Below are 19257 nucleotides of genomic sequence, written 5' to 3' on the forward strand. Positions count from 1 at the left end.
AATTTTAGGAGGTTGAAGCAAATGGCTAAACGTATTCGTACAATCAACACTGAATCTTTACAGAAAACTGCTAAAACTGGTGGCTGTGGTGAATGCCAAACTTCTTGCCAATCCGCATGCAAAACAAGCTGCACTGTAGGCAACCAAGTTTGCAAACAAAAATAAGATTTAAAACACGATAGTGATGAGAACGGACCTAATTGTTACAATGTAATGATTAGGTCTTATTCTCATATAACAATTAGGTTTTACCATATAATTGTGAAAGACTTGTTCTTATGTAATTCTTTCATATATGGTAGAACCTTTTTTTAAGACTCAAAATCAGATAGATGTAGTATAATATAGATGTAGTAATAACTATTAAATATATGGAGGTACCATGTTAGAATTAAAACCAATGATTCACAAATTCAAGATGAAGGATAAGTATTTCTGTCTTGATGTAAATAGTGGCATTATTCATGTAATCGATGAATTAACAGATCGCGTGCTAGATATCTATGATGGCACAAACCGTGCTGCAGTTCACGAAGCGTTAGATAGCGTCGAGTCGCCAGCTGAGCTTGATGAATTGTTAGATGAAATCGATGGTTTAATCAAAGACGAGATGCTCTATGCGCCAATGTCTGAAGATTTTAAACTCGTAGCCGCTGAGAAACCTATTGTAAAAGCCCTTTGCTTAAACATTGCTCACGACTGCAACTTAGCTTGCAAATATTGCTTTGCTAGCCAAGGGGATTACGGTGGTGTGAAACGTGAACTCATGAGTTTTGATGTAGCAAAACGGGCCGTTGACTTTTTAATTTCCATGAGTGGACCTCGTCAGCATTTAGAAATTGACTTCTTTGGTGGCGAACCATTAATGAACTGGGATGTAGTAAAACAGACCATTGAATATGCTGAAAAAGTAGGCGCTGAACACAATAAGATTTTCAAAATGACCATGACTACGAATGGTGTTCTTTTAACGCAGGAGAAAATTGACTACTTAAACGAACATAAATTAAGTATGGTCTTATCCATTGATGGGCGTGAAGAAGTGCATAATCACATGCGTCCAAGTGCTGGTGGTACCGATACGTATAAAACTGTAGCTAAGAATCTGATTAATGCTGTAAAACAACGTAATGGGCTAGAATATTATGCTCGTGGTACATATACTCATAATAACTTAGATTTCACAAAAGACGTGATAGCTATGTCCGATTTAGGCTTTGAACATTTATCTATGGAGCCGGTAGTAGGACAAGAAGGGGAGTATGTACTTCGCGAAGAAGATTTGCCAGCGTTAATGGAAGAATACGAAAAATTGGCTGATTTGTATTTAGAACGTCAAAAAGAAGGTTGGGGCGAGAAATTTAATTTCTTCCACTTCCGTATGGACCTATATCGTGGGCCATGTATGGCTAAGCGTTTGCGTGGTTGTGGTGCAGGCCATGAGTATATGGCGATTGTGCCAAATGGTGATATTTATCCATGTCATCAGTTCGTTGGTCGTGATGGCTATGTATTAGGGAATGTATATGAAGGACTTAAGAATTTTGATATTCCTCGTGAATTCCGTAATACACATGTATTTACGAAACCAACGTGTGCTCAATGTTGGGCTAAGTTCTTCTGTTCCGGTGGTTGTCATGCGAATAATGAAACTTTTACTGGGACTATTCATGAGCCATATGCTTTGGGCTGTGAATTACAGAAGAAACGAATTGAATGCGCTATTATGATTCAGGCAGAATTGGATGAATTGCGTGAACAAGGGATTGTGCCAAAAGAGGATCCAGCGTTTCAGGAGCGTAAACAACATAATTGGATGTAATCGTAACAGGACTAAGTAGCATAAGTAGTAAAGGAACTATGTATGAAACGACAAGGTATACGATTTACAGGCATTGTACAGGGGGTCGGCTTTCGCCCCCTTATTGCCGTTATAGCGAGAGAGTTACATTTAGTAGGCTTTGTATATAACGATGATGCGGGGGTATATACGGAAGTTCAGGGCAAAGATGAAGCCATTGATTTTTTTGTGGAACAAGTCCAGACTCGTAAAGGGCCATTAGCTCGTATTGATACTGTCACGGTAGAAGATTTACAATTAGGGGAAGAAACACTATTTGTTATAGCGCCGTCACCAGCAGGTAAACAGCCCGCTACTTTTATTGGGGCCGATACGGCACCTTGTGAAGCGTGTCGTAAAGAACTGCATGATCCTATGAATCGTCGCTATCATTATAGTTTTATTAATTGCACTCATTGTGGGCCAAGATATACAATTGTTGAAACGGTGCCTTATGACCGTCAGTTTACATCGATGAAGACATTTCCGTTTTGTCCAGCTTGCAAAGCTGAATATGAAAACGAAAGTGATCGTCGCTATCATGCAGAACCTAATGCATGTCCTGTTTGTGGCCCTCAATATAGCTTATATGAAGTAGTAGATGGTCAATGGCAATCGGTTAAAAGTGCTTCCGTTAATGATGGTACTAGTAATAACGCTAGTCAAGATGTGGATGAGATAACAGAAGGCTGGTCTTCAGTACAAATAGATCCGTTAACTTTGGGCCGTGATTATGTGATGACAGGTCATATTATAGCTTTTAAAGGGGTTGGTGGTTATCATTTAGTCTGTGATGCTACGAATAAAGAAGCTGTACAGCGTTTACGAATTCGCAAACAAAGACCGCATAAACCCTTAGCTGTTATGGTAGATTCTATGGAAACAGCGCATCAAATTGCGCACATAACACCGGAAGAAGAGGCTTTGTTAACATCGTCTGCTAGACCGATTGTATTACTACCACAGAAAAAAGAAGCGCCCGTTGCTTGGCAGGAAGTGGCACCTAACAATCACTATATTGGTGTTATGTTACCCTATGCACCCGTTCATGAAGTGTGGCTACCACCAGGCGCTATTTGGGTGATGACCAGTGGAAATCATAGTGGTGAGCCCGTTATTTTTGAAGATGAACAGGCAAAAGAGAAGCTTATGAATGTAGCCGATTATTTTTTGGTACATAATCGGCGTATTGTGGCATCTGTAGATGATTCTGTTATTGAAGTGGTAAAAGGAGAAACCTTACCCATTCGACGGAGTCGTGGCTATGTGCCTACTTCATTTAATGTTCGCTTGCCACAACAAGGCCACAAAACAGTGCTCGCTATGGGCGGGGATTTAAAAAATGCCTTTGCTATGAATCGTGGTGAAGCGGTGCTTATGGGTCCCCATATTGGCGATTTAGCGAATGAAGCGATGAATAACAGCTTAGTTTTTACGATTGAACGCTATAAAGATTTATTTGGGTTAGAACCACAAGCGGTTGTGGCTGATTATCATCCGCAATATTTTTCTAGTCAATACGGAAAGTCTTATAGTGAAACCCATGATATTCCATTTATTCAGGTGCAACATCATCATGCCCATGTGGCGGCCGTTATGGCGGAATATGGGTTGCAAGAAGAACCTGTTCTCGGTATATGTTTTGATGGCACTGGCTATGGCCTTGATGGAACAATTTGGGGTGGTGAATTTTTACTCTGCCAAGGTGCTACTATGCAGCGGTTGGCCCATGTTCATGGGGCGCCATTGCCTGGTGGTGAAGCGGCGGTAAAAGAACCGTGGCGCCAAGCTCTGTGGTATATACGTGCTACTTATGGAGAGAATATACCAACTTGGTTAGAACCGTGGCTCAATCATTTACCACTAAATTGGCAATTGTTAGATCAAATGATGACCCATGGTATGCCTATGGTACAAGCGAGTAGTGTTGGCCGTTTATTTGATGCCGTAGGCTCTTTGTTAGGCCTTGGCAATGTACATACCTTTGATGGGCAAATTGCTATGAGTTTAGAACAATTAGCTTATGGTGAGAGAGGTAAAATTAAGGAATTTACTTTTGATGGTGAAATTCTTGATTTTAAACCATTAGTACAAGATATTATAGGCCATTTAGGTGATGGTATTTCTAAGCGAGTACTGGCGGCCTCTTTTCATAGGACCTTAGCGTATGGAATTACAGAGACTATGGAATATCTCTGTTCGTTATATAACATTAAACAAGTTGTTTTATGTGGTGGTGTATTTCAAAATCGGCGCCTCATAGAAGAAATGATGAATATTAACCATGATCAAGTCATGTTATTGCCACGGCAAGTACCGCCTAATGATGGTGGTTTGGCGTTAGGGCAACTATGGCTTGCTCATCAGCGGTTAGTGCATACATAATCGGTTTAGGTTTATGTATCACTAGCAGATAGTTAGGAGGCAATATTATGTGTTTGGCAGTACCAGCTCAACTCATTAAAGTGAATGAATTTATTGGCACTATTGAACTAACGGGAGTTACCCGTGATGTAAATCTTATGTTGGTGCCAGAAGCCAAAGTAGGTGATTACGTACTTGTGCATGCTGGTTGTGCCGTGCAAGTAGTGGATGAAGAAGAAGCAAAAGCTACAATGGATGCATTTAGGGAGTTGGAAGAACTTGAAGAAAATTACTTTGCAGGAAAAAACGCAGGTCGCTAAGGAACTGCTTAAGGAAATAGAAGCCCTTCATACACATGGTGAAACGGTACGTTTCATGGAAGTGTGTGGCACCCATACGGTAGCTATTTTCCGCGAGGGCATTCGTCAATTATTGCCAAAAGGCATTGAACTTGTTAGTGGTCCCGGTTGTCCCGTATGTGTAACCGATCAAGTCTATATGGACAAAGCGTTAGCATATGCAGCTATGGATGATGTGATAGTCGCTACCTTTGGTGATATGCTTAAAGTGCCTGGCACCCATAGTAATTTATGGGAAGCGAAGAGTCAGGGCGCCCACATTCATATTATCTATAGTCCGATGGAAATTATTGAACTCGGTAAGGCAAATCCTAATAAAAAAATTGTTTTTCTAGCCATTGGGTTTGAAACGACGATTGCTGTTATTGCGGCGGCTGTAAAAGCAGTGGCTATGTCAGGGCTTACTAATGTCTTTTTCTTAGTGTCGCATAAATTAGTACCACCAGCATTGCGTGCCTTGGCGAAGCAAAAAGAAGGTCATTTAGACGGCTTTATTTTACCTGGGCATGTGAGCGTTATTATTGGGGAAGAACCCTATGGATTTATTCCTACGGAATGTCATATGCCGTCTTGTATTGCAGGCTTTGATGGTCTTGAAATTTTAGCGGCTGTTCGCGATTTATTAGCTCAACGTAAGAGTGGCCATTTTTATGTAGGTAATCAATACAAGTCCGTAGTAGCTAAAACGGGAAACCCTGTGGCGGTCAGGTTAATGGATGAGCTCTATGAAGTAATTGATGATACGTGGCGTGGTATTGGTGTGATTCCCCAATCTGGTCTTCGGTTGAAGGGGGCGTATGCCGCTTTTGATGCAGAAAAAGCAATTCCTTTAGGACCGATAGAAAGTGGTGGTGTCCCTAAAGGCTGTCAATGCGGACGGGTGTTACAAGGTTTAATTCGTCCAGATGAATGCGGTTTATTTGGTAAACTTTGTACAGCAGACCATCCAGTAGGGGCTTGTATGGTATCTGTGGAAGGTAGTTGTGCAGCGTGGTATAAATATGGTCGTGCCAGTGGTGGTATGACTTGGGAAGAATAGGAGGCTAAGTATGGAAGAAACAATACGTTTAGTCCATGGGAATGGTGGTCGTTTCAGTCATGAACTGATGGAACGGTATATTATGCCTCATTTTAAAAATGATACCTTAGCTAAACTTCATGATGGGGCCCAGTTTGCTGTGCCTGCTGGCCGTATGGCCTTTACAACAGATTCTTATGTAGTAACACCCCAATTTTTCCCTGGCGGTAATATTGGGAAACTCGCTGTTTGTGGTACCGTCAACGATTTAGCTATGAATGGGGCTAAGCCTTTATACCTTAGTTGTGGGCTGATTTTAGAAGAAGGGCTATCTGTAAAGATACTAGATACCGTATTAGCTACCATGGCACAAATGGCTAAGGAAGCAGGTGTGTCTATTGTGACCGGCGATACTAAAGTAGTTGAAAAAGGCGCTGTTGATGGACTCTATATTAATACGGCTGGTGTTGGGATGATTCCTAACCACATTCATATTGATCCCGTTCGTGTTAAGCCAGGCATGAAAATTATTGTGTCTGGTTCTCTTGGTGATCATGCTATTGCTGTTATGGGCAGCCGTTATGATTTGGCGTTGCCTGAAACGATTAAAACTGACTGTGCGCCACTTAATCATATGGTAATGGCTGTACTGGATGCTATAGGTGATAAAGTAGCCGTTATGCGTGACCCTACTCGTGGTGGTTTAGCTACGACTTTGTATGAAATAGCGGAACAGGCGCAAGTAGGTATTCGAGTCGATGAAGATACTTTGCCTATTCATGAGGAAGTTGTATCTGTGTGCAGTATTTTAGGCTATGATCCATTGTATCTTGCTAATGAAGGCAAAGCCGTATTTGTAGTTGAGGCTGAGGTCGTTGATGAAGTGCTAGATATACTTCATCATACAGAGTATGGTCGTGAAGCGGTGTGCATTGGTGAAACCTTGAGTGCGAATGCAGGTAAAGTAGGCCTTAAAACTGCTTTGGGTGGAGTACGCTTGCTCGATCAATTGGGAGAAGATCAAGTACCGAGAATTTGTTAACGCGTGTTTAGATATATATTGGAAAAAGTTAACTATTGTAGATTGGCATAGGTTATAGTTAAAAAATGAATAATTTTTGAAAAAAGAAGTTGTAAATCAGTGTTTGCAACTTCTTTTTTTGTTTATAAATTAAACGATTCGTGTAATTATTATTTGGTGTACGTGAAGTATGGATGATATAAAAATTATAATGAATACAAGTTTTATATAGATTGTGATGGATATATTTAAATAAATAAATTTACTAGTGTACACTGGAAAAATACAACGGGGGGGGTAAACGTCTACTGGCAATTGACTATATCGAATCAATTAGTTTATGATAGAAAAGTAAAGATGTGTGAATTTTTAGTTAAGTGATTCATACGACATATGATTTCATAGATAGTAAGTTATTCTGAACCTTTAATAAAGTTATGATGAATTAATGATAGTTGGAGGGGATGGTATAAGAGGTGGAAGATAAAACGGATTTTTTTATCTTTTAGTTGTGTGTTAAATTGAAAGGAGTTTTAGCGTGGCTAAAAATTCTAAAAGTTTTAGAAAAATTGGTGTTGCGTTAGCAGTTAGTGCCCTAACAGGCAGTGTAATTGGTACTACTTGGGCAGCTACTAATGTGGCTGGTACAGGGAATGGTGTGGCTTTAGGTGAAGGCGCTGCAGCCACATCTAACGACGCAAATACATCTATTGCCATTGGTAAGGACTCAACGTCTAAATATGATGGTAGCATAGCTATTGGCGATGGTTCAGAGGCTGTAGGAAATGACTCCATCGTTATTGGTAAAGGGGCATCGACTATCTCAGGCCCAGGTATTGCCATTGGTAGTGGTGCACATGCACAAAACGATGGGAATTTAGCTATTGGTGTAGGTGCTAAGTCTGTTGGAAAAAAGAGCATTGTAATTGGTGAGAACACTAGTGCAGGAAGTGGTAGAAGTATCGTATTAGGCTATAATACTCATACTTCAGGATATACAACTAATGCTATTGCCATGGGTGAGAATATTAAGTTGGATGGCAATTATTCAGACTTAATTTCTATTGGCTCTGAGTCTAATGCCCAAGGCATTGGTTCGATAGCGATTGGTGGAGATTCGACTATAGCGGCACCAGTTACTGGAGCAGTGGCATTAGGTTATGGTGCTGCTACAACTGCTGAAGGTGGCGTTGCTTTAGGACGAAGTTCTGTAGCTAATCGTTCTGCTGGTAGTTATGGTTACATTCCTCAAAGTGGCGATAAAATAGGCTATACAGGCCGTATCGGGGGTATTTTACCAGATCGTGAAGCTGTATTTACTGCTCAAAAGCCAGCTAATGTGGATGACTCTGTATATAAATCTACAGATGGTGCAGTGAGCGTTGGTAGAGAGTCTTATGTTGGTCAAAATGGTAATGTCGTGCCAGTTAGCACTCGTCAAATTACCAATGTGGCAGCCGGTGGACAAGATACTGATGCAGTTAACGTACGTCAGTTGAAAGATTTGAGTGCTGCTGTGGGGACACAGTTGGCAACTAAGTTGGATGCTAATGCCTTTCAGTATGTATCTATTAATTCTTCGGAAGCTGGCAATAAAGATAATAAAGGTGCAACAGGTGGTAACTCCGTCGCTATTGGACCTAATGCTACAGCTACTGCCGTATCCAATGTAGCCATTGGTGAAGACAGTGTTGCGGGTGGTAAGGGTTTCGCTACAGCATTAGGTTCTGGTGCAAAAGCTGAGAATACTGGTGCAGTAGCTATTGGCTCTAGTGCTAATGCCACGGGTTCAACAGGTATTGCTATGGGTTATGAAGCAAAAGCTACAGGAACTAATGCTGTTGCGCTAGGGATGCGTTCACAAGCAACTAGCTATGGTATTGCTATTGGGCAGGCTAAAGCATTATCTCAGTCGGCGATTGTACTTGGTGATGCAGCGAATATAGATAATGCTAGCGCATATGCAATCGGCATTGGTGATGGTGTTTCGGTAACTAATACTAAACAAGCGGTTGTTGCAGGGGTAAATGCTAAAGCTGATAATTCGCAGCAAGTGGTTTTATTAGGCTCTCAAGCAAATGCAACAAATTCTGGTAACTCTGTTGTTATCGGGACAAGTGCTTCCTCTAATTCTGTAGAGACTGTAGCTATTGGTAAAGGTACAATTATTACTGATAAAGCTGCATCGTCTTTAGCAATAGGTAACTCCGCCTATATTGGTGAAATGACGCCAGTTGATCCGGGTACTAAGCCAAGTGATACATCCAATCCAGGCTACCGTAATATAGGGACTAGCGAAGAAGTAATGACGAATCCATTGGATAAGAGTAAATATTATTTCTCTACAGCTGTAGGTACTGATGCTAAAGCTTTTGGCTATCAAAATACAGCATTTGGCGCTGGTGCTGAAGCACATAATACAAACTCCTTAGCCTTAGGATTTATTGCCGTAGCAAAAGGTGATTTTTCAGCTGCTATTGGTAGAAATACTAAGACTGATGGTACTTATGCTACTGCAGTAGGCTTTGATGCTGATGCTATTGGCGAGTCAACTCTTGCATTAGGTAGTCGTGCACGTGCTAATAAGGTAGCTGGTGTTGCACTTGGTACGGATTCTATTACTAATGTAGATAAAGGCTCTTTTGGTTATGATCCATCTGGTAAACAAGCAGACCTATCTGCATTCTTAGGTGATCAGAAATCAGTTTATGATACATTACAAACTGATATTGCTACAGCTCAAGGTGAAGTAGATACCGCTCGTCAAGCAGTGATTGATTTGCAAAACTCTAAAAACGGTAAAACTGCTGAAGAAATTGCTGAAATAGATAAAAACTTAGCTTCTGCGGAAACAACTTTAGATGAAAAGAAGGCAGCCTTAACAGCTAAAGTAACTGAAGCTAATAAGATGGTATCTACATGGCAAGCTACTGCAGCTGGCGTATCTGTAGGTGATAGTGAAACAGGATTAACCCGTCAAATTAATAATGTAGCCGCTGGTACATTAGATACTGATGCTGTTAACGTGGCACAGCTCAAAGCGGCCAAAGTAGAAGTGGTGGCAGGCGATAATGTAACTGTAGATACAGATACATCAGCAGGCTATACAAAATACACTGTAAAATCTGTAGATACTGATACAAAAGTAGAAAATGGCGCTGCTACTTATAATGCAGATGGTACAGGTTCTATTACATTGAATACGAACCAAAATGGTACAACAGGCACAGTTACTATTTCAGGTCTTCAAGACAAGTTCATTACTGGCGCAAGCATGTCTGGTAATACCTTGACTATTAATCGTAATGATGGTCAAGCTTTTACTGTTAACAATATTGCGACTAAAGATGATGTTACATCAGCACAAACTCATTATGTAAGTATTAATTCAACTGAATCTGGAAACAGAGATAATAAAGGTGCAACTACAACAGGTGCTATTGCAATAGGTCCAAAAGCTGGGGCAACAAATTGGTATGATATTGCTATCGGCAATAATGCTAAGGCATCCGGTAGCTGGAGTGTTGCACTTGGTGCTGATACGAATGCATCTGGCAGTGTAGCAACTGCTTTAGGTTATGGAGCTCAATCTACGAATGCCCAAACTATTGCTATGGGGTATACAGCAACTGCTAGTGGGCCTCAAGCGACAGCTATTGGTAGGGAAGCAAAAGCTACAGGCCTAGTGGCTATTGCTCTAGGAACGCAATCTAAAGCAAATGCTGATGATTCTATTTCGATTGGACGTGGCACATCTGTTGTATCTCAAGGGGTAAACAGTATTGCTATTGGTCAAAAGGCCTATATTGGTCAACAAACAACAGCAGGTGGCACTCCTGAACAAGGTGTGCCAGATCATTCCTTATCAATAGTAGATAATGATACAAGCTCTGGTAAGGCAGATCAAGAATATATGAATTCTATTGCAATTGGTAATACTACTAAAGCATTTGGTTATCAAAATACATCTCTTGGTGCAGGTGCAGAAACATATGATACCAATACTACCGCAGTAGGTGTTGCTGCTAAAGCTAAAGGTCATTATGCTACAGCTATGGGCAAACAAGCCTATGCTAATGGTGAAGAAGCTACTGCACTGGGACATTGGGCACGTGCATATGGCAATAATGCCATTGCTATTGGTTCAAACTCTATTACTAGCACACTTGATGGAACAGGTGAAGTTAATAATGGTATAGCTATTGGACAACAAGCTCGTGTAGCGTCCAATAATTCCATTGCATTAGGTCAAAATTCTTTAGCGCTTGTTCCTACGGATTTAAAAACAGAAGCTTATTTATCTAAAGAAGTATTTAATGCAGAAAATGGCGTAGTGTCTGTTGGTAATGTTGAATACAAAGTTGGGGATGCAACAGTTACTGAAAATCGTCGTCGTATCACTAATGTAGCTGGCGGTGCTGATGATTATGATGCAGTAAACGTAGCACAGTTAAAACAACTTCGTGCAACTGGTACAAATTATGCTGGTGATGATACGACAAGAGTACACCGTGACTTAGGTGATGAATTAACTATTAAGGGCGGCGCTGATGTTTCTACTGCTGAAGCAAAAGCAAAATTAACTGATGGAAACATTGGTGTAGTGGCTAATAAGGATACTAATGGCTTAGAAGTTAAGCTAGCTAAAGATATTAATTTGACAGATAAGGGTTCTGTAGTCTTTGGTGATGGTGATACAGCACCTAAGTTAGATGCTACAGGATTAATACTTCCTAATACTGATGCTACTAAGACTGTAAAAGTGTCTACTGATGGCATTTCCGCTGGTTCACAAAAGATTACAAATGTAGCGGCAGGTACAGAGGATACTGATGCAGTAAATGTATCTCAACTTAATGCAGTAAAAACTTCAACAGATGATAAATTAGGGGAATTTACAGTAGGTACAGATGCAGCGGGTAATGCGAATGGTATTGATGTAGATAAGGACAATACACGTTTTGATATCCTCGGTGCTAATGGAAATATTACTACAACAATTGAAGGCCGTCAGGTTAAAGTAGGCTTATCTAATACATTAAACTTAACAGCTGATGGTAGCATTGCGTTTGGTAATGATGCTACAGCACCTAAACTTGATGCTAAAGGCTTAACAGTGTCTGATACAGTTAAGTTTACAAATGCGGGTATTTCTGCAGGATCTCAACAGATTAAAAATGTAAAAGCAGGTACAGAGGATACTGATGCAGTGAATGTATCTCAACTTAATGAAGTGAAAACTTCAACCGATGGTAAATTAGCTAAATTTACAGTAGGTACAGATGCAGCGGGTAATGCGAAGGGTATTGATGTAGATAAGGACGATACACGCTTTGACATCCTCGGTGCTAATGGAAATATTACTACAACAATTGAAGGCCGTCAGGTTAAAGTTGGTTTAACCAATACATTAAACTTGACAGATGCAGGTTCTATATCCTTTGGTGATGCTACTAATGCACCAAAAGTAGACAAAACAGGTTTCACGATATCTGAAAGCTTAAAATTCACTAATGCTGGCATTTCTGCTGGTAATCAAACTGTAGATAATGTGAAGAGTGCGATTTCTGATAAGATGGGTGAAACATTTACAGATAAGCTAAATGCAGCTAATACTGCTAATCCGAACTCTGCAGTAAATGTAAGCGATCTTAAGAATACAGCCGATGCATTAACTACTCAAATTTCAAATGCAAATACAGCAGCTAACAGCAAACTTGAAAGTTTCGTTGTAGGTGCAGATAAAGCTGGACAAACTGATGGTATTACAGTAGATAAGGGCACTGAAGGTAAAACAAATCGTTTTGATATTGTTGGGGCAAATGACAATATCACTACAGCAGTTAATGGCAACGCCATTGAAGTTGGCTTAGCAAAAGATGTTACATTAACAGATGGCAGTGTAACAACTACTAAAGATGGTATTACTACCAAAGTTGATGGTTCTGGTATTACTATCAGCCCATCTACTGGTGATGCAACTAAAGCGGTTTCTTTAACTAATGAAGGCTTAAATAATGGCGGTAATAAGATTACTAATGTTGCGAAAGGTACAGATGATAGTGATGCAGTTAATGTATCTCAATTAAAAGAGCTTGAAAGCAAACTCGGTGCTGCAGGTGATTTAACAACGGTTGACAAAGATGGCAATCCTGTTGTTAAAGGTAACGATGGTAACTATTACAATCCTACTGATTTAAATGAAGATGGCACACCAAAAGATGATGCTAAACCTGTTGATACTGCACTAGGTTCTGGTGCTGATACAAGTGGTCTTGGTTTAGATAATAAGGACAATGATAAACCGATTACTAAGGACGAAGCTAAAGACATTATTGGTGGTAAACCAGGTGCTGATGGTCAACCAGGTAAAGATGGTTTACTTGACAAAACGGGTCCATCTTTAAATAACTTAGTAACAGTAAAAGATCTCCAAGCACTAGCACAAGCTGGTCTTGACTTTGGTGGCGACACAGGTGAGGATGCACATCGTGCATTAAGCCAAAAATTAACTATCAATGGTGGCATTAGTGACGAATCTAAGTTAACTGACAATAACATTGGTGTTGTGGCAAATGGCTCCGATACATTAACAGTGAAGTTAGCCAAAGACATTGACCTCGGCAAAGACGGCAGTGTTACAACTGGCAACACAATTATCAACAATGACGGCCTTACTGTAAAAGGTGAAGACGGCAAACCTGGCACAACTGTTGGTTCTGATGGAATGGTTGTAAATGGTGATGATGGTAAACCAGCTACTACTGTTGGTAAAGATGGTATCTCCACAAATGGTAAGGATGGTATTTCTGTAAATGGCGAAGATGGCTCTTCTACAACTATCAAACCAGATGGTGTAACGTCCAAAGATCCAAATGGTAACTCCACAGTTCTTGGCCCTAATGGCGTAGAAGTGAAGGACAAAGACGGTAATACTGTTGTAACTATTAATGATAAAGGCATTTCTAATAGCAATGGTGGTCCAACTAATTTAAATGATGGTTTAAATGTGCCTGGTGGTTTAGTAGTAAAACCTGCTGAAAAAGTAAATGGTGAATATGTTCCTGGCACTGGTACTATTAGTGCAGAAGGAAATCGTATTCAAAATGTGGCACCTGGTATTGCGCCTACTGATGCAGTAAACGTAGGACAATTAGGTGGTGTGAAACGTGATTTAAATAATCGCATGAACACAATTGGTGCTCACGCAGCAGCTATGGCAGCGTTACATCCAATGGAATACTTGGAAGAAGAAAAATTGTCTATTGCAGCGGGTGTTGGTACATTCCAAAGTAAACAAGCAGTGGCAGTAGGTGCGTTCTACCGTCCAAATGATGACACAATGTTCAGTGTTGGTGGTTCTTTTGGTGGCAATGAAAACATGTTTAATGTTGGTGTATCCTTACGTGTAGGTCAAGATAGTGACTATGCAAAAGGTGCACAAAACTACAAACAAGCACCACTTAGCACCTTGACTGTTCTTGATGATAAAGTAAATACTCTTGAAAAAGAAAATGCTGCATTAAAAGATCAGTTAGAAACACAACGTGAACAGATTAAAATGTTGATGGAACGTTTAGGTATGTAAAATCGTTAAATTTTAGAATTAGTTAACAACGTCAATGTAAACTATTTCATTTCTAAGAGTTAACACAAAAATGAGAAGAGAGATACTAGATTATTTATCTAGTATCTCTTTTTTTGTCGTGTAGAAAAATTATGAGTGAAAGCTTAGATATGAAGTCTCTTTGGATTATTCGATTCGTGAAAATTAGATGATGTTTTGAAAGCAAATTGAAGATAATCGAATAGACAGAAATACTTAAAAGAAGTGGATTTATAAAAAAACATGAAATAAAGTGTGGTGTATAAATGAGAATATATCAAGTGAATAGGGATAAAATTTTATAGTAAAGTCGTATTGACGGATGAGAATTTAATGGTATAATTATTAAATGAAAAACAGATATGATTCTAATTTGGTTATTATTAAATAAAGTACTAAGTAAAGTATATAAATGAAGTTGGTTATATATAAATCCATTAAAAATAGGGTTAAACAGATCGTTAAATATTTTATTATCGTGTAAAGTCATTTTATATTTATTGTAAATATTTAAATAACTTATCTTTGTTTTAATATCTCATTCTTTTATATCATAAATAATAACTAGAAAGGTTTACTTAATCATCTTGATAAAGAGTTTTTGGATTAGGAAAGTATGAATCATACGTGTTTTGCATTTCTGTTGTGCAATGAGGTTGAAGTGAGGTTTTATAATGAAGACAAAAAAAGGATATACAATTTGCCTCTAAATTGGTAGCTACCATTTTAGTTGGTACAGTTGGCACTGGCTTATATAGTGCTAATGCAGCGGGTTTAACTGGTTCCTATGTAGGTATTGGTACAGCGCCAACTGATGCTACCGTAGTTAAGAGTGGTACAGAGTACAATGCGGATAATCTCGTTGGTAAAAATGTATTGATTGATTATCGTCAAACTAAACGTATGAATGGCGAACAAGAGCAAGATTTTTCTCGTATTCCTACAAATGATAACAAAAATGGTGAAGGTGTAGATGGTACAGCTACAGCTAATGATAGTAGAGCAGGTGTGGGTACAACTGCTATCGGTCTTGGTACTTATTCAACTCGTGAATATTCTACAGCTGTTGGTACCTATACAAGTGCTATTATGGGCAGTACGTCTGTTGGTTCCGGTGCTTTTGCCACTCAATATGGCTCTGCCTTTGGTCGTAACACCTATGCAAATAACAAGGCCGTTGCCGTAGGTGAAGCAGCTCGTGCCGCTGATGGCATAGCCATTGGTATAGGTGCTTCTGCTGGCCAATTCTACAAATACATTCAAAATGATGGCAGACAAAATATGGATTCTATTCAATACAGCATTGCCATTGGTCCTAATGCCACAGCCGTTGGTGGTACAGCCATTGGTGCTAAAGCAAAAACTAATAATCTCTATGGCGTCGCTCTTGGTCAAAGCTCTAGCGTTTATTACAATGGCGTAGCTTTAGGTGTAAGTGCTCAAGTGACTAGAGAAGGCAATGGTGGTGTTGCGTTAGGTACGTATAGTGTAGCTAACCGTGGTGCTGGTAGTATTGGTTACATGCCATTAGTTGATGGTGTGAAAGGTGAAGTTGCTGCTGATAATGCCACATTGGCTGGCTATATGGGCTTGTCTGATACTATTAAAAACTTTGAAACTACCTATAAAACTCAAATTGAAAAGTACAATGAACTTAATAAGGCTTATAACGACGCTTCAAGCGCAGAAGCAGTACAAAAACAGATTATGCTAGCAACTAAGGGGCATGATGATGCTGCGTATAAAGCTGCAGAAGCTGAATATAAAAGATTGAGCAAGGAAGCTGTAGCAGCTACTAATGCTCGTAATGCGTGGACTGCAGCTAACAAAGATTTCACTGCTGCTTTGGCAGAGTATGAAAGTGCATTAGCTCCATTTAAGGCGACTGATGGTGCCGTAAGTGTTGGCTCTACTTCCTATGTTGATGCTAAAACGGGTCAAAAATACCAAAATACACGTCAAATCATCAATGTAGCAGCTGGTACAGAAGATACTGATGCTGTTAATGTGGCACAGTTAAAAGAAGTAGAAAAAGTAACGGCTGATAAAATGTCCAGCTTCACTGTAGGTGATGGTAAAAAAGCTGCAGACGGTGAAGAAGCACCAGCAACTCTTACTGTAGATGGTGAAAAAACACATTTTGATATTGTAGGTGCTAATGACAACATTACGACTACAGTAGATTCAGATGGCCGTGCTATTCAAATTGGCTTATCTAATACGTTAGATCTCGGTAAAGACGGATCTATTTCCGTTGGTGCTAGTCCAGTAAAATTGGATGGTAATGGTTTAACTATTAAAGATGGTCCATCCATGACAAACAATGGTATTGATGCAGGTAATAAAACTATTACGAATGTAAAAAGTGATATTGCTGAAAAAGATGGAGCCGATTATTTAGCTAAATTAGAAAATGCTAATACTGCTAACCCTAATTCCGCGGTTAATGTAAGTGATCTTCAATCAACGGCTGATACTTTGAATAACAAAATTACCCAGACAGGTAATGATATTACAACAATTAATACCAATATCGGCAAACTTCAAGATGGTTTTAAAGTATCTGCAGGTAGTGTAACATCTGATGTGAAATTAGGTGGAGATACAGTGCCAACTATTACCTTTACTGGTGATAGTAATTTAACAGCTGAATTAGATGCCACTACAAATACAGTACAATATAAAATTAATAAAGATAATCTTGCAACCACTTTAGGTGATACATTCACTAAGATTGATGCATCCAATTTACAAGGTGATACCACTAATATCAATAATTGGAAGACTGTATTGGGTGTTACTGACGAACAATTAGGCCAAGCTAGTGCATGGAAGTTACAAGCAAATGGTAAGAATGAAACAACAATATCTAAAGATACAGTAGTAAACTTTGTAAATGGCACAGGCACAGAAATCAGTAAAACAGATAATACGATTACGGTAGGTCTAGATGAAACAACTAACACCAAGATTAACAACATTACTAATGTAACTGGTGATGTAACAAAATTAAAAGCAGGCTTTGATATTAAAGCTGGTACTACAACATCCAATATTGCCTTAGGTGGAGATAAGCCAACAATTACTTTTGCTGGTGATAGTAATTTAACAGCTGAATTAGATGCCACTACAAATACAGTACAATATAAAATTAATAAAGATAATCTTGCTACCACTTTAGGTGATACATTCACTAAGATTGATGCATCCAATTTACAAGGTGATACCACTAATATCAATAATTGGAAGACTGTATTGGGTGTTACTGACGAACAATTAGGCCAAGCTAGTGCATGGAAGTTACAAGCCAATGGAAAGAATGAAACTACGATTTCTAAAGACACTGTAGTAAACTTTGTAAATGGCACTGGGACAGAAGTAACTAAAGAAGGTAATACGATTAAGGTAGGCTTAGATGAAGCAACTAATACCAAGATTAATAACATTTCTAATGTCGTAAATAAAGATGGTAAGCTTAATATCGTAGGCGATTCTGATACAGGTGTTAAGGTTGAACAAGTAGATCCTAACGATGCTACACAAGGTGTTAAAGTATCTCTTGATGATAAAATCTCTGTTGGCGGTGAAGACGGAGTTGTTATTGGTAAACAAAAAGTAACTCCTAAAACTGCTGATGGAACTGGTGAGCTTGCAGAAAAAGAAGGTAAGTATATTACCGGCCTTGAAAATACTTCTTGGAACCCAGAAGTGAATGGTATTGTAGAAGACCGTGCAGCGACTGAAGGTCAATTACGCGATGTGGCAAATAAAATTAATGAAGTAGGCGAGTCTATTGGCAATGGTGATCGTAAATTTGCCGGAGATAGTGGTACTGCTACAGCGAAACTTGGCAGCGAAATTAGCATGACTGGTGGCGCTGATACTGCTAAATTAACGAATGGTAATATTGGTGTTGTTGCTAATGGCAGCAATTTATCCATTCAATTATCTCAAGATTTAACTGGCTTAAACTCTATCACAACGAAAGAGTTGACCAGTGAAAAAGCAACAATTGGCGATTTAAATGTTAATAATAGCTTCACCGTGGGCAAGGGTGATAATCAAACTGTTATTAATAATGATGGGATTAGTATCAAAGGCAAAGATGGTAAAGATGGCGTAAGTATCTCTGGTGAAGGCATTGATATGGGTGGCAAAACTATCACTAATGTTGGTGAAGCTACTAACCCTGGCGATGCTATTAGCAAAGGACAATTTGATAGAGAATTAAGTGAAGTGGTAGGTTCTGTAAACGATGGCATGGGGCAAATGAACAACCGCATGAATAAACTCGACAACCGCATGAATAAAGTTGGTGCTGGTGCAGCTGCTCTTGCTGGTTTACATCCATTGGAATTCAATCCTGATGATAAATTCTCTGCTGCTGTAGCTATGGGCAGTTACAAAGGCCAAGGCGCTGCTGCTCTTGGTGGGTTCTATCGTCCAAATGCTGATACTATGTTCAGTGTGTCTAGTACATTAGGTGATGAAACCATGTTTAACATTGGTTTATCCTTAAAATTCGGTGATAAAGGTGATGACATTTATCGTAACCCTAATGATACTTCATTCCGAGCCTTAACTAATGAAGTAGCTTCCTTAAAAGAAGAAAATAAAGCATTAAATGATAAAATGGTTGAAAAAGAAAAATCCTTTGAAGCAACGAATAAGGCATTAAATGATAAAGTAACAGCACAACAAGTTGAATTAGAACAGCAACGTGCATTAATTCAACAATTAATGGCTAAAGTTGGTATGTAATTTTTATTAGTAGTAAAAATTTCTAATTAACTAATATAATTTTATAAGTTTTTTAGTAAATGAAAGGCGACTTTGTTATAGCTAGCAAAGTCGTCTTTTTACATGACATAAGTTGTATTAAAAAAGGGGAGAGATATGAGATAGCTATGAGTGTAGAATGAGAGTTATTAAATAAATGAGTATCATTTATGTTATATTTCAAAAGTATTAAATGAGATTTATCTGAAAAATACTAATTGACACATTATTCATGTTGAATTATAATTTTACATAAATTTGTATTAAATG

At 39.0% G+C, this 19257-nt stretch carries 8 protein-coding genes; all 8 read left to right on the forward strand.

Annotated elements, in window-relative coordinates; all coding sequences use genetic code 11:
- Window positions 1–21: 21 nt before the first annotated feature.
- The 8 genes from scfA (at window position 22) to DYE54_RS01215 (ending at window position 18969) form a co-directional block, all read left to right on the forward strand.
- Window positions 22–165, forward strand: a complete 144-nt coding sequence (gene scfA / locus DYE54_RS01180) for a six-cysteine ranthipeptide SCIFF (protein WP_004693318.1) — start codon at window positions 22–24, stop codon at window positions 163–165.
- Window positions 166–382: 217 nt separating this feature from the next.
- Complete coding sequence (gene scfB, locus DYE54_RS01185; RefSeq protein WP_115309510.1) at window positions 383–1822, forward strand: thioether cross-link-forming SCIFF peptide maturase; 1440 nt, start codon at window positions 383–385, stop codon at window positions 1820–1822.
- A gap of 42 nt (window positions 1823–1864) precedes the next feature.
- Complete coding sequence (gene hypF, locus DYE54_RS01190) at window positions 1865–4225, forward strand: carbamoyltransferase HypF (RefSeq protein ID WP_115309511.1); 2361 nt, start codon at window positions 1865–1867, stop codon at window positions 4223–4225.
- Window positions 4226–4272: 47 nt separating this feature from the next.
- A complete protein-coding gene (locus DYE54_RS01195) occupies window positions 4273–4524 on the forward strand; it encodes a HypC/HybG/HupF family hydrogenase formation chaperone (protein WP_115309512.1) in 252 nt (83 codons plus the stop codon).
- On the forward strand, window positions 4484–5602 hold the full coding sequence (hypD, locus tag DYE54_RS01200; protein WP_115309513.1) for a hydrogenase formation protein HypD: 1119 nt from the start codon (window positions 4484–4486) through the stop codon (window positions 5600–5602). The genes DYE54_RS01195 and hypD overlap by 41 nt, the downstream gene beginning before the upstream one ends.
- A gap of 10 nt (window positions 5603–5612) precedes the next feature.
- A complete protein-coding gene (hypE, locus tag DYE54_RS01205) occupies window positions 5613–6623 on the forward strand; it encodes a hydrogenase expression/formation protein HypE (RefSeq protein WP_115309514.1) in 1011 nt (336 codons plus the stop codon).
- 517 nt (window positions 6624–7140) lie between these two features.
- Window positions 7141–14190, forward strand: coding sequence for a YadA-like family protein (locus DYE54_RS01210; RefSeq protein ID WP_115309515.1), 7050 nt, complete (start codon window positions 7141–7143; stop codon window positions 14188–14190).
- Window positions 14191–14919: 729 nt separating this feature from the next.
- Window positions 14920–18969, forward strand: coding sequence for a YadA-like family protein (locus tag DYE54_RS01215; RefSeq protein ID WP_115309516.1), 4050 nt, complete (start codon window positions 14920–14922; stop codon window positions 18967–18969).
- Window positions 18970–19257 lie beyond the last annotated feature (288 nt).

Source organism: Veillonella criceti (assembly GCF_900460315.1).
Classification (GTDB): Bacteria; Bacillota; Negativicutes; order Veillonellales; family Veillonellaceae; genus Veillonella_A; species Veillonella_A criceti.